At 69.2% G+C, this 12,291-nt stretch carries 9 protein-coding genes; 6 read left to right on the plus strand and 3 right to left on the minus strand.

The features are described from left to right. Positions 1–72 precede the first annotated feature (72 nt). On the minus strand, positions 73–3,099 hold the full coding sequence (locus ACFWWR_RS30515; protein ID WP_383873366.1) for a TIM-barrel domain-containing protein: 3,027 nt from the start codon (positions 3,097–3,099) through the stop codon (positions 73–75). Between the two features lie 482 nt (positions 3,100–3,581). Between ACFWWR_RS30515 and ACFWWR_RS30520 the strand changes: the two genes are divergently transcribed. From ACFWWR_RS30520 to ACFWWR_RS30530, 3 genes are read left to right on the plus strand one after another with little or no spacing between them, the layout of a single operon-like run. Next, positions 3,582–4,829, plus strand: coding sequence for an extracellular solute-binding protein (locus tag ACFWWR_RS30520; protein WP_384306563.1), 1,248 nt, complete (start codon positions 3,582–3,584; stop codon positions 4,827–4,829). Positions 4,830–4,833: 4 nt separating this feature from the next. Further along, positions 4,834–5,811: a carbohydrate ABC transporter permease gene (locus ACFWWR_RS30525; protein WP_383873361.1), complete on the plus strand. Its 978-nt coding sequence runs from the start codon at positions 4,834–4,836 to the stop codon at positions 5,809–5,811. Then, complete coding sequence (locus ACFWWR_RS30530) at positions 5,811–6,725, plus strand: carbohydrate ABC transporter permease (RefSeq protein WP_383873359.1); 915 nt, start codon at positions 5,811–5,813, stop codon at positions 6,723–6,725. Before ACFWWR_RS30525 ends, ACFWWR_RS30530 begins: the two co-directional genes overlap by 1 nt. A gap of 24 nt (positions 6,726–6,749) precedes the next feature. Here the strand turns inward: ACFWWR_RS30530 and ACFWWR_RS30535 are convergent, their stop codons facing one another. Then, complete coding sequence (locus tag ACFWWR_RS30535; RefSeq protein ID WP_383873356.1) at positions 6,750–7,538, minus strand: DeoR/GlpR family DNA-binding transcription regulator; 789 nt, start codon at positions 7,536–7,538, stop codon at positions 6,750–6,752. 634 nt (positions 7,539–8,172) lie between these two features. On the opposite strand from ACFWWR_RS30535, the gene ACFWWR_RS30540 reads away from it, so the two are divergent. Both ACFWWR_RS30540 and ACFWWR_RS30545 read left to right on the plus strand, forming a co-directional pair. Then, positions 8,173–9,336, plus strand: a complete 1,164-nt coding sequence (locus ACFWWR_RS30540) for an MFS transporter (protein ID WP_384306586.1) — start codon at positions 8,173–8,175, stop codon at positions 9,334–9,336. Positions 9,337–9,444: 108 nt separating this feature from the next. Further along, entirely contained in the window at positions 9,445–10,179 is a 735-nt protein-coding gene (locus ACFWWR_RS30545; RefSeq protein WP_383873354.1) for a maleylpyruvate isomerase family mycothiol-dependent enzyme, read from the plus strand. 12 nt (positions 10,180–10,191) lie between these two features. Here ACFWWR_RS30545 and ACFWWR_RS30550 read toward each other — a convergent pair whose 3' ends face one another. Next, entirely contained in the window at positions 10,192–10,584 is a 393-nt protein-coding gene (locus ACFWWR_RS30550; protein ID WP_383873352.1) for a MarR family winged helix-turn-helix transcriptional regulator, read from the minus strand. An 85-nt stretch (positions 10,585–10,669) separates the two neighbouring features. Between ACFWWR_RS30550 and ACFWWR_RS30555 the strand changes: the two genes are divergently transcribed. Further along, the gene (locus ACFWWR_RS30555) at positions 10,670–12,154 is read left to right on the plus strand and encodes an MFS transporter (protein WP_383873349.1); all 1,485 of its coding nucleotides are present in this window, start codon (positions 10,670–10,672) and stop codon (positions 12,152–12,154) included. Positions 12,155–12,291 lie beyond the last annotated feature (137 nt).

Here is a 12,291-nt window from a genome sequence, read left to right on the forward strand (position 1 = left end):
GTGGTCCCCGGCAGGCCCCCAGGGGTGGGAGGCCTGCCGGGAAGCGGGGCGGGTCCTGGTGATACGGGCGTGTCAGGAGGTGACGGAGAACCCGCTGAAGGCGGCCTCGATGTTCTCGCCGGGGTAGTTGACGTTGGCGGCGCCGGCGACCATCCCGGCGTCTCCGGTGCCGGTCGCCGACGGCACCTGGGCGGTGCCGACCTGCGACCAGGTCTCGCCGTCCTTGCTGGCGTGCGCGGTGTAGGTGGCGCCGTCCCGGGTCAGCCTGAGATACGCCGGGTGGTAGGTGGAGCCACCGCCCGCCCAGGTGTCGAGTTTCCCGTCGCCGTCGCTGTCGGTCATGAACTCCAGTCCGTAGCTCTGGGTCATGACCAGCACCGCGTAACCGCCCTTGCCCGGCGCGGTCAGGTCGTTGGCGAGGGCGATGCCCGCCTTGCCGACCGGTGAGGCGCTGTTCTGGGAGACCAACTGGACCTGCACGGTGGCCTTTTCACCGGCCGCGTCGTCGCGGTAGATGACCCCCTTCTCGTCCTTCCAGCCGGACAGGTCCTGGCCGCCCGCCCAGATGGCGAACTGGTCGCCGGCCTGGGCGTACTGGGGGTCCTCGGAGGTGGTGTCGGTCGTGAGGTACGGCGCCTGCACACTGCCCGGGGCGGCCTTCACCTGCGCCTGCACGGTGTCGGACACCTTCTGCGAGCCGTTGGATCCGCTGTAGGCGGCGGTGCCGGTGAGGTCGTGACTGCCCCAGCGGGCGTCGTCGGCCGGGGTCACCGTCCAGGTGGTGGTGAGTGTGGCACCGTTCTTGAGGGACCTCGCGGTGGTCGGGCCGGTCGCCTTGGCGCTCCAGCCGTCGGGCAGGTCCAGTGCCGCCTTGGCGTCCTTGAGGGTGCCGGTGCTCCAGTTGGTCACCTCGGTGGTCACCTCGAACGGCGTACCGGCGTCGGTGGCCGGGGCGTCCGGGGTGATCAGGACGGATGCGGCCGGAGCGTCGTCGCGCTTGAGTGCCTTGACGGCCTTGGCGGCGCCCTTGGCCTTGAGGTTGACGAAGGCCGGGGTGACGCCGAGCGGCGCCGCGTACCCCTTGAGGGTCTTGGGGCCGCGGATCACGGTGCCCTGGTTAACGTCGTACCAGGTGCCCGGCGGCAGATGGACGGAGCGGGTGGCGCCGGTGCTCAGCTTGGGCGCGGCCAGTACGGCCGGGCCGAGCATCCACTCGTCGGTGACCGTGTAACTCGCCTCGTCCTTCGGGAAGTCGAAGAACAGGGGCCGCATGATCGGGTCGCCGGTCTTCAGCGTGCTCTGCACCTGGTCCCAGATGTAGGGGGCGAGCTTCTCGTGGGTCTTGATCGCCTGCCGGTAGAGGTCAACCGTCTCCTGGTCGTAGTCCACCTTCTGCCCGGTGGTGGTGTCGTTGGTGTCCACCGGTGAGGTCGAGGCGTACATCAGCGGCATCAGTGAGGCGGACTGCGCCCATCGCACCAGTACGTCCTTCGTCGGTGCGGGCTGGCCGCCGGAGCCGCCGATCATGTCGGACTCGACGAACGGGTAGCCGATGGTGGAGATGGCGAGGTTCTGGGTGGCGGAGGCGCGCAGGGAGTCCCAGCCGGTGCCCTTGTCGACCTGGCGGGTGACGAAACCGGCCTCGTGGGCCGTCCGGTTCCAGTGCACCCGGATGCCGGCGCCCTGGAGGTCGAACTCGTCGGCGAGCTCGGTGCCGAGCTTCTGGTAGTCGGTGGCCTGGTGGCCCTCGCGCGGCGCGCACTTCTCGTCGAAGAACCGGGTGTCGAACTTCAGCCCGTCGATGTCGTAGGTGTCCATGAGGGTCTTGAGGTTGCCCTCGTACCAGGCCTTGGCGTCGGGGTTCGCCAGGTCGATGATCCCGGCCTGACCGTTCCACCAGGTCACTTCACACGGCTTGCCGGTGTCCTTGGCGTCCATGAGCAAGTAGTCGTGGTCGACCGCGTACTGGTAGTTGTCCGAGTCCAAATTGATCCACAGGGTGACCCAGATGCCGAAGTCGAACCCCATGTCGTGGATCTTCTGGGAGAGGCCCTCGGGATCGGGGAAGGTCTTGGGATCCCAGGTCAGGTTGCCGTAGTTCGACTCCCACTTGTCGTCGAGCTGGATGGTGTGCCCGTCCAGGCCGTTGTCGTGGAGGTCGGTGGCGTAGTCGAGCAGTTTCTCCTGGTCGACCTTGGTGTAGAACTGCGCCCAGGAATTCCACAGCGGCTTGGCGTACTGCTCGTACGGGGCGTCGCTCTTGGCGGGTTTTCCGACGATGCCTATGTAGTCGCGGTAGACGTCCAGTGGGGTCGACTCCACGAACACGGTGGCCTTGTAGGTGTCGGGCGACTCGACGGTGAAGGTGCCGAGGCCGTCCTTGCCCTTGTTGAGGGCCACGTCCATGACACTTCCGGTGTCGACCCGCAGACCGGTCGACTTGGAGGTGTACCAGAACGGGTCGATCATGTTGTACGACGCCGGGCCGAAGGCCTTGTGGTCGACTTCACCGGCGTCGAGCGGCCAGGGCTGGTTGACGCCCGGACCGCCCTGCGGGGTCTCCGCCTCGCCGTGCCCGTACCAGTGGCCGGCCGACGACAGGTCGTAGGCGAGGCCCAGTTGGTCGGGGCTGCCGCCTTCGACGTCCCAGTCCAGTTGGTAGCGGTCGGCCTCGGGCGTGAGCCGGGCCTTCACCGTGGCGCCGTCGAGGGTGGTGTCGGTGGTGAGGGTGAGGACGCCGCTCTGCAACGTCCAGTCGGTGACCTCGGTGGCGTGCTCCCACTTGCCGTCGGAGCGGAAGCGGAGTCCTCCGGTGTCGCCGGCCGCGGTGCCGAGCACGTTTTTCCCTGAGCGCTCGGTGGTGAGGGCGAGTTCGTCGGTTGCTATGTCGACGGCATAGCCGGGGGTGTTCCTGGTGCCCGGCACGGACAGGGTGAGGCCGTCCGCGTTCTGGGTCACCTTCGGCCCTTCGGTGGTGTCCGCCTGGGCCTTGGTGGCGAGGGGTCCGGTAACGGACGGTACGAGCGTCAGGGCCAGCGCGGCGGCCAACAGCGTTCCGGGTCTGGGGGATTTCCGCCGTCTGAGCGGTTGGATGCGCACTCACGACCTCCTGCGGGGCGGGGCGTTGCTTCGCAGAGCAGCACGGCAAGATCATGCTCATTTCTGCTCATGTTCTGGCTATAAACATCAGCTGTCAACATTCGCTTCCATGATTTCTCTGCTGCACCACCGGTCCCTGTCGACCCTGGTGACAGCCGCCTTCCCCAGTCCATGCCCTGCTCAGAGAGAGGGCGAGCCCGGGGGAAACGGCTGTGAATTCTGCGTGAACCGCGCCCGATCCGAGCGGTTGCGGCCCCTCCGCCCGGGCCCTCCGCGTAGGCGCCCGGCGCATCACGCCCCTCCCGAAGCCGCCTCCCCGCCAAGCGGAGCGCGGCTGTTCCGCCGGCGGCCGGCGTAACGCACCGGCAACCGTTCTTCCCTTGACACCGTGCGCAACCTGTTGGGCATGATGGTGATTCGTGCTTGAAGTAAGCCAGTTTCGAGCAGAAACAATCACTAGGTTGCAGCGAAGGTGGTACCTCGTGAAACGACACCTCATCGGCATCGCAGCAGGTGTGGCCCTCACCCTGGTCCTCGGCGGATGCGGCAAGGGAGGTTCGTCCGGCGGCGGTTCCGACGGGAAGACGATCAGATTCGTGGCCGCCAAGTACGACGACGACACCCAGCCCTACTGGGACGACCTCATCAAGGCGTTCGAGGCCGAGAACCCCGGCTACCGGGTCGAGTTGGAGGTTGTCGACTGGGAGCAGCTGGACTCCAAGGTCAAGACGTACATCCAGACCGGGCAGGAACCCGACGTCCTCAACTACAACAAGTTCTCCGACTTCGCCCGCGACGACCTGATCTACCAGGCCAAGGACGTCGTGTCGCCGAAGGTGCTCGACGACTTCCTGCCCCTCTTCGCCGACCAGGCGCAGTACGAGAACGTCCAGTACGGGCTGCCGTTCATCTCCAGCGCGCGGCTCTTCTTCTACAACAAGGACATCTTCACGAAGGCCAGGATCTCCGAGCCGCCGTCCAGCTGGGCCGAGGTCGAGGACGCCGCCAGGAAGATCAAGAAGGCCGGGGACATCCCGCTGGGCCTGCCGCTCGGCGCGGAGGAGGCCCAGGCCGAGTTCTACATATGGGCGATGAACAACGGCGGCGGCTGGACCGACAAGTCGGGCCGGTGGACGGTCGACCAGCAGGCCAACGTCGAGACACTGGACTTCCTGCGGAAGCTCACCAAGGCCGGACTGACCCAGCCCAACCCCGAGGCCACCAACCGCAAGGACGTCTTCAACCAGTTCGCGCAGGGGAAGATCGGCATGATCAACGGCGCCGTCTTCATGCGCAAGGGCTTCATCGACACGGTCGACAAGAACCTGAACTACGGTGTCGCGCCGCTGCCGAGCAAGGACGGCACAACGCACAACACGCTCGGTGTCCAGGACTACCTGGTGTCCTTCAAGAAGGACGAGGGCAAGAACCGCGAAGCCGTCAACAAGTTCCTCGACTTCTTCTACCAGAAGGAGAACGCCTCGAAGTTCCTGTCCACCGAGGGCTTCCTGTCGGTCACCAAGTCGGCCGGTGACGCGCTGAGTTCGGACGCCACCTACTACAAGCCGTTCGTCGACGCCCTGTCGGGCGCGCGGTTCGCTCCCACCGACAACCCCAACTGGTCGGCCGTCGAGGGCGCTGTGAAGCAGCGTATCGGCACCGCCGTGTCGGGCGCCGCGCCCAAGAAGGTCCTGGGCGAAATCCAGGAGACCGCCGAGAAGGACGGCTGACGGGGTGGCCGTACAGGACGTCACCACGCGCACCGCCGGGGCCGGGGCAGGAGAGGAACGGACGTCGGTGGCACCGGCACCCGGTTCCCACCAGGCCCGGAAGGGTCGCCGCCTGCGGTCGCTCGAGCCGCTGCTGTGGATCGGCCCCGCGCTCGCGCTGATCCTCGCCGTCGTCATCTGGCCCGTCGTCGAGATGGTCCGCACGTCCCTGATGGACATCAGCTCCACCGGTCTGACCCGCGGCTTCGCGGGTGGCGCCAACTACGCCGAACTGTTCGCCGAGCCGGACCTGCCGGGCGCGGTGCTGCGCACCCTGGTCTGGGTGGTGGGCGTCGTCACGGTCACCATCATCGTCTCGCTGGCGCTGGCGCAATTGCTCAACTCGCGTTTCCCCGGGCGCCGGTTGGTCCGCTGGGCGCTGATCGTGCCATGGGCGGCATCGGTCCTGATGACGGCGCTCACCTGGCGCTGGATGCTCAACAACTTCTACGGCGTCGTCAACCGCGTACTGATGGACGTGGGGATCCTGGACAAACCGGTGAACTGGCTGGCCCACCCGGTCCAGGCGTTCGCCTGGATGATGGCCGTGGCGGTCTTCGTCTCCCTGCCGTTCACCGCGTTCGTCATCCTCTCCGGCCTGGGCACCATCCCCGGCGAGGTGTACGAGGCGGCTCGCCTGGACGGCGCGGGACCCGCTCGCACCTATCTCTCCGTCACGCTGCCGCTGCTGCGCCCCTCCCTGCTGGTCGCCGCCATCATCAACGTCATCAACGTGTTCAACTCCTTCCCGGTCATCTGGGCCATGACCCGCGGCGGTCCCGGCTTCGCCACCGACACGACCACCACCTACATGTACAAGCTCGCGTTCGACAACCAGGCCGTCGGCGAGTCGGCGGCCATGGCCGTCGTGAACTTCGCGCTGATCCTCCTGGTCGTGCTGGTGTATCTGCGGGTCGTCCGCAGTCGAGAGGAGATCGGCTGATGTCCGCCGTCACGGCCCGGTCCACAACAGCCCAGTCCACAGCAGCCCCCACCGCGACGGCCCGGCCGGCAAAGACCCGGCGGCGTCCGCCCCGGCTTCGCACCGTCGTCCTCACCGCTGTGGGCTGGCTGGTGGCCCTGTTCTTCCTGGCGCCGTACCTGCAGATGCTGCTGACGGCCCTCAAGCCGACGCCGGAACTGATGAAGTCGCCGCCGTCCTATCTGCCGCACCGGTGGGAGTGGTCGAACTTCGCCGACGTCTGGTCCCTGAAGGATCCACCGGTCTCCGACGCGCTCTTGTTCTCCCTGTACGTCGCCGGCATGTCCACGCTCCTCGCCCTTGCCGTGGGGCTGCCCGCCGCGTATTACACCGCCCGCAACCGGTTCCGTGGCCGCGGCGCGTTCCTGCTGCTGGTGCTCGTCACCCAGATGTTCGCGCCGACCGCACTGCTGGTGGGCATCTACCGGGAGATGGTCAGCCTCGATCTGACCGACACCGCGGAGGGGTTGATCCTGGTCAACGCGGCGTTCAACCTGCCGTTCTGCATCTGGATCCTCAACGCGTACTTCGCGAGCATCCCCAAGGAGCTGGAGGAGGCGGCCTACATGGACGGGGCCGGCCGGCTGGGCGCGCTGGTCAGGGTCACCCTGCCGCTGGCACTGCCCGGAGTGGTGACCGCGCTGGTCTACACGTTCATCGGGGCCTGGAACGAGTACGTCGTCGCCCTCACCATCACCTCGTCGGGCGACCGGACGACGCTGACCAAGGCCATCCCCGGATTCGTCACGGCGTACCAGGAGCAATGGCAGTACCTGTTCGCCACCTCGCTGATCGCGATCGTGCCGGTCGTCGTCCTGTTCGTCTTCGTGGAGCGCTATCTGATCAGCGGTCTGACGGCCGGCGGCATCAAGTGACCTGACTGCGACGCGCCAAGGTGCTCAGGCCCGGACGATCTCCACACCCGCCGCGGCGAACGGATCGGTCAGCTCCGGGCCCGCCGCCTTGTCGGTGACCAGTACATGGACGTCTTCCACCGGGCAGATCCGGGCGAAGGCCCGCCGACCCAGCTTGGAGGAGTCCGCGACCACGATCACCTGTTCGGCGCGGCGGGCCAACGCCCAGTTGATTCCGGCCTCGCCCTCGTCCTGGGCCGTGGCCCCGTGCCGGACGTCGATCGCGTCGACGCCGATGAAGACATGGTCGAGGGTGATCTGAGCGAGCATCTCGGTGCCGAGCGGTCCGGTGAGCTCGTACGAGGCAGGGCGGGCCACTCCCCCGGTGACGACGAGCTTCACATGGCGGCGCACGACCAGCTCGTTGGCGATGTTCAGCGCGTTGGTGACGACCGTCAGCGAGGAGCCAGAGCCCTCCGTACTCAGCTCGGGCCGGATGGCCAGTGCGCGGGCGACCGCGGTGGTCGTGGTGCCGCCGTTCAGACCCACCACGGCACCCGCCCTCACCAGGCCCGCCGCCGCACTGGCGATCCGCTCCTTCTCCGGAGCGTTGCGCGCCGCCCTGTAGCGGAGCGGAAGGTCGTACGCGATGGTGTTGATCACGGCGCCGCCGTGGGTACGGGTGACCATCTGCTGACGTGCCAGCTCGTCCAGATCCCGTCGGATCGTCGCAGCGGAGACCTGCAGTGCTTCCGCGGCGCCCTCGACCTCGATCCGCCCGTCGCGCGTCAGTATGTCCAGCAAGGCGCTCCATCGGTCCTGCGGTGCCGCCATGCGTCGTCCCCTGTCCGTGGTGAGCGGACCCGTGAAAACACGAGCCGTGTCCGGTTCTCTGAAAGCGGATGCGTGTTCCAGCAGCTTAGAGGGGCCAAAGCCGGTGCTTCTGCGCACCGTCGTCCCAGCCACCAGGGCAGACCGTAGCCCCGATCCTGAGCGGAAACTCCCCCGCGACCCGGTCGGCGTCGGCGCGGGCCACGTCGCCGACGAGGCACGGCCGCGACCGAGCGAGCGGCCCCGACTCGGGCTCAGGCCCGGCTGCGGCTCCGGCTGCGGCTGCGGCTGCGGCTGCAGGGGCTCCGGCCTGGCTGCGGCTCCGACCCGGCTGAGGCTCCGACCCGGGCTCCGGATCCGACCCGGCTGCGGCTTTGACCCAGCTGAGACTCCGGCTCCGACCCGGCTGCGGCTTTGACCCGGCTGAGGCTCCGGCTCCGACCCGGCTGCGGCTTTGACCCGGGCTCCGGCTGCGCCCATGCTCCAACTGCGGCCCTGCCCCGTCTCCGGATGCGGACCCGCTCCGTGTCCGGCGAGGCATCCCCCTGCCGTCACCGCCCCGCTCCTTGCCCTCTCCCCGGCACCCACCTAGCCTGAATTTGTGCCGCAAATAAACAAAGCCCGAACGCACAACGTCGTGCCGGGCAACACCCTCACCCGGCTCCGCGTCGTCCTCACCGCCTTCTTCGCCCTCGACGGCTTCGTCTTCGCCGGCTGGGTCGTCCGCATCCCCGCCATCAAGGACCAGACCGACGCCTCCGCCAGCACCCTGGGCCTCGCTCTCCTCGGCGTCTCCGCCGGCGCGGTCATCACGATGATCGTCACCGGCCGCCTCTGCCGCCGCTACGGCAACCACCGCGTCACCGTCGTCTGCGCCGTCCTCCTCTCCCTGAGCGTCGCGCTGCCCCCGCTCACCCACTCCGCGGCCTCGCTCGCCGCCGTCCTGCTGGTGTTCGGCGCGGCGTACGGCGGGATCAACGTGGCCTTCAACAGTGCGGCCGTCGACCTGGTGGCCGCACTGCGGCGCCCCATCATGCCCAGCTTCCACGCCGCCTTCAGCCTCGGCGGCATGATCGGCGCGGGCCTCGGCGGACTGGTCGCCGACCACCTCTCCCCCACCGAGCACCTGCTCGGCCTGACCGTCGTCGGCCTGCTGGTGACCGCCGCGGCCGGTCCCGCACTGCTGCGCATCGATCCCCCGGTGCCACCGGAGCGGGAGCAGCGGGAGAAGCCCTCCGGGGCCCGCCTGGACGGCCGGACCCGCGGACCAGTCGTGGTCTTCGGTCTGATCGCGCTGTGCACCGCGTACGGCGAGGGCGCCCTGGCCGACTGGGGCGCCCTGCACCTGCAACAGGACCTCGACGCGTCCCCCGGCATCGCGGCCGCGGGGTACTCGTGCTTCGCGCTCGCGATGACCATCGGCCGGCTGACCGGCAGCACGCTCCTCCAGCGCCTCGGCCGGACGCCGACCGTGGTCGTGGGCGGCGCCACCGCGGCCGTGGGCATGGTCCTCGGTTCACTCGCCCCGCAGGTGTGGATGGTGCTCCTCGGCTTCGCCGTCACCGGACTCGGGCTCGCCAACATCTTCCCGGTCGCCGTGGAACGCGCCGGCGCCCTGGCCGGCCCCACCGGTGTCGCCGTCGCCTCCACCCTCGGCTACGGCGGCATGCTCCTCGGCCCACCCGCCATCGGCTTCATGGCTGACTGGTTCTCCCTGCCGATCGCCCTCACCAGCGTCGCCGCGCTGGCGGCGGTAGCCGCGGTGATCGGATTCCTCATCCGCCGGGCGGCCACGGGCTGATGACACGTGTCGGTTGCCCGGCGCGGTCGCTTCACCCGAACACCGGACCACCGCTGCCGCGCGTGAATTCCTCCTCCTGGATCGCATCCGTCCGGCACACTCACTCCCATGGAGACTGCCGAGTTCATAGCGACACTTGACCGAGAGGGCCGGCTGCTGGCCACCGCCGCCGAGGAGGCCGGCACCGGTGCCAAGGTGCCGACCTGCCCGGGGTGGCAGGTGACGGACCTGCTGCGGCACACGGGCATGGTGCATCGCTGGGCGGCGGCGTTCGTCGCCGAGGGACACACCTCGTACCGCCCCCTCGGAGAGTCGCCCGACCTCGACGGCGCAGAGCTGCTGGCCTGGTTCCGGCAGGGCCACGAACGGCTCGTCGACACTTTGCGCTCCGCCTCGCCCGACGTCCGGTGCTGGCACTTCCTGCCCGCGCCCTCGCCGCTGGCGTTCTGGGCCCGGCGGCAGGCGCACGAGACGGCCGTGCACCGGATCGACGCCGAGTCGGCCAGGGGCGGCGCTCCGAGCGAGATCGCCGACGACTTCGCGGTGGACGGCATCGACGAGCTGCTGCTCGGGTTCCACGCCCGCGCCAAGAGCAGGGTGCGCACCGAGGAACCCCGGGTGCTGCGGGTACGGGCGACGGACACCGACGGCGCGCTGTGGACCGTACGACTGACTCAGGAGCCGCCGGCGGCCGAGCGGGGCGACACCGGGGAGGCCGACTGTGAAGTGGCCGGGCCCGCCGCGCAGTTGTATCTGTCGCTGTGGAACCGGCTGCCGTTGCCGGCCGTGTCCGGGGACGCCTCGCTCGCGGAACTGTGGCGGGAGAAGTCCGCCGTCGAGTGAACCGAGCGCGGCTCAGCCGGAGGCCAGCATCCTCGTCAGTACCGCGCGCTGCAGGGGCAGCACGTCGCCATGCAGCGCGCGGCCCTTCGACGTGAGCGCCACCCGGACGCCGCGCCGGTCCTCGGCGCACATTCCGCGCTCGACGAGGCCGTCCTTCTCCAGCCGGGCGACCAGTCGCGACAGCGCGCTCTGGCTGAGGTGGACGCGCTCGGAGATCTCCTGGACGCGGTAGGAACAGACGCCGTCCGCTCGCTGTTCGGACAGCACGTCGAGCACCTCGAAGTCGCTGCCGCACAGGCCGTGTTGATGCAGTGCGCGGTCGAGTTCGCACTGGGTGCGCGCATGCAGCGCCAGGATGTCCCGCCACTGGGCCGCGAGCGTCTGCTCGGCCTTCTTCGCCGCCATGGGCGCACCGTAACAGAGGAACGACTTTGTTGCATCAGAATTAAATGCGTTTGCATCCGATGCATGCGCATGTAGTGTCTCCGCCATGACCTCTCCGCTCACCACCCCCGCGTCCGAAGGGCGCTGGACGCCCCGGCTGTGGGGGACTCTGCTGGTCCTGTGCGCCGCGATGTTCCTGGACGCGCTGGACGTGTCGATGGTCGGCGTCGCCCTGCCGTCCATCGGCGCCGACCTCGGCCTGTCCACCTCGACGCTGCAATGGATCGTCAGCGGCTACATCCTGGGCTACGGCGGCCTGCTGCTCCTCGGCGGAAGGGCCGCCGACCTGCTGGGCCGACGCCAGGTCTTCCTGATCGCCCTCGGCGTCTTCGCCCTCGCCTCACTGCTCGGCGGCCTCGTCGACTCGGGCCCGCTGCTGATCGCCAGCCGCTTCATCAAGGGCCTGAGCGCGGCCTTCACCGCCCCCGCCGGCCTGTCGATCATCACCACGACGTTCCCACAGGGCCCGCTGCGCAATCGCGCCCTCTCCATCTACACCACCTGCGCCGCCACCGGCTTCTCCATGGGACTGGTGCTGTCCGGCCTGCTCACCGAGGCCAGTTGGCGCCTGACCATGCTGCTGCCCGCCCCCATCGCCCTGATCGCCCTGGCCGCCGGCCTGAAGCTGCTGCCGCGCAGCGCCCGGGAGAAGGACCACAACGGGTACGACATCCCCGGCGCCGTCCTCGGCACCGCCTCGATGCTGCTGCTGGTCTTCACCGTCGTACAGGCCCCGGAGGCCGGCTGGACCTCGGCCCGCACCCTGTTGTCCTTCCTCGCCGTCGCCGTCCTGCTCACGGTGTTCGTCCTGGTCGAGCGGCGCTCGGCAGGGCCACTGATCCGGCTCGGCGTGCTGCGTTCCGGCACCCAGATCCGCGCCCAGCTGGGCGCGATGGCGTTCTTCGGCTCGTACGTCGGCTTCCAGTTCCTGGTCACCCTCTACATGCAGTCCCTGCTCGGCTGGTCGGCACTGCACACCGCGCTCGCCTTCCTGCCCGCGGGCGCCCTGGTTGCGCTGTCCTCGACGAAGGTCGGCTCGATCGTCGACCGTTACGGCACCCAGCGGCTGATCGCGGCGGGCTTCGCGTTGATGGTCGTCGGGTACGCGCTGTTCCTGCGCGTCGACCTCGACCCGGTGTACGCGGCCGTCATCCTGCCGTCGATGCTGCTCATCGGCGCCGCCTGCGCACTGGTCTTCCCGTCCCTCAACATCCAGGCCACCAACGGCGTCGAGGATCACGAGCAGGGCATGGTCTCCGGCCTGCTCAACACCTCCGTCCAGGTCGGCGGCGCGATCTTCCTGGCCATCGTCACGGCCGTGGTGACCGCGGGTGCGCCCGAGAACGCCGGCCCACAGGCCGTCCTGGACAGCTACCGGCCCGGACTGGTCGTGGTGACCTTGGTCGCGGCGGCCGGGCTCCTGATCACACTCACCGGCCTGCGGCCCACGCGTCGCGCTCAGCCGTCCGTCGTGGTCGCCAAGTCCACTGTGAAGGAGACGGAGGCGGACCGCGTGCCGGTCCGCGACTAGGGGGACGTCTCCGATGCCGTGTGCCCGGCGGGGTCTGCTTGCCCCGCCGGGGCCCCGCCTGTGGGAGGTGCGGGGTTGGGCGGGTCGGGGGTCGGGGGGGGGAGACGGGGGGGGTCGGGCTGCCCGTGGGGGTCGGC

Origin of the sequence: Streptomyces sp. NPDC058678, from assembly GCF_042714835.1 — a bacterium.
Classification (GTDB): Bacteria; Actinomycetota; Actinomycetes; order Streptomycetales; family Streptomycetaceae; genus Streptomyces.

What these genes read in the sequence shown, in the direction of transcription:
- ACFWWR_RS30535 (WP_383873356.1), bottom strand. Translation starts at nt 7,538, where the DNA reads ATGGCGGCACCGCAGGACCGATGGAGCGCCTTGCTGGACATACTGACG.
- ACFWWR_RS30530 (WP_383873359.1), top strand. Translation starts at nt 5,811, where the DNA reads ATGTCCGCCGTCACGGCCCGGTCCACAACAGCCCAGTCCACAGCAGCC.
- ACFWWR_RS30545 (WP_383873354.1), top strand. Translation starts at nt 9,445, where the DNA reads ATGGAGACTGCCGAGTTCATAGCGACACTTGACCGAGAGGGCCGGCTG.
- ACFWWR_RS30555 (WP_383873349.1), top strand. Translation starts at nt 10,670, where the DNA reads ATGACCTCTCCGCTCACCACCCCCGCGTCCGAAGGGCGCTGGACGCCC.
- ACFWWR_RS30550 (WP_383873352.1), bottom strand. Translation starts at nt 10,584, where the DNA reads ATGGCGGCGAAGAAGGCCGAGCAGACGCTCGCGGCCCAGTGGCGGGAC.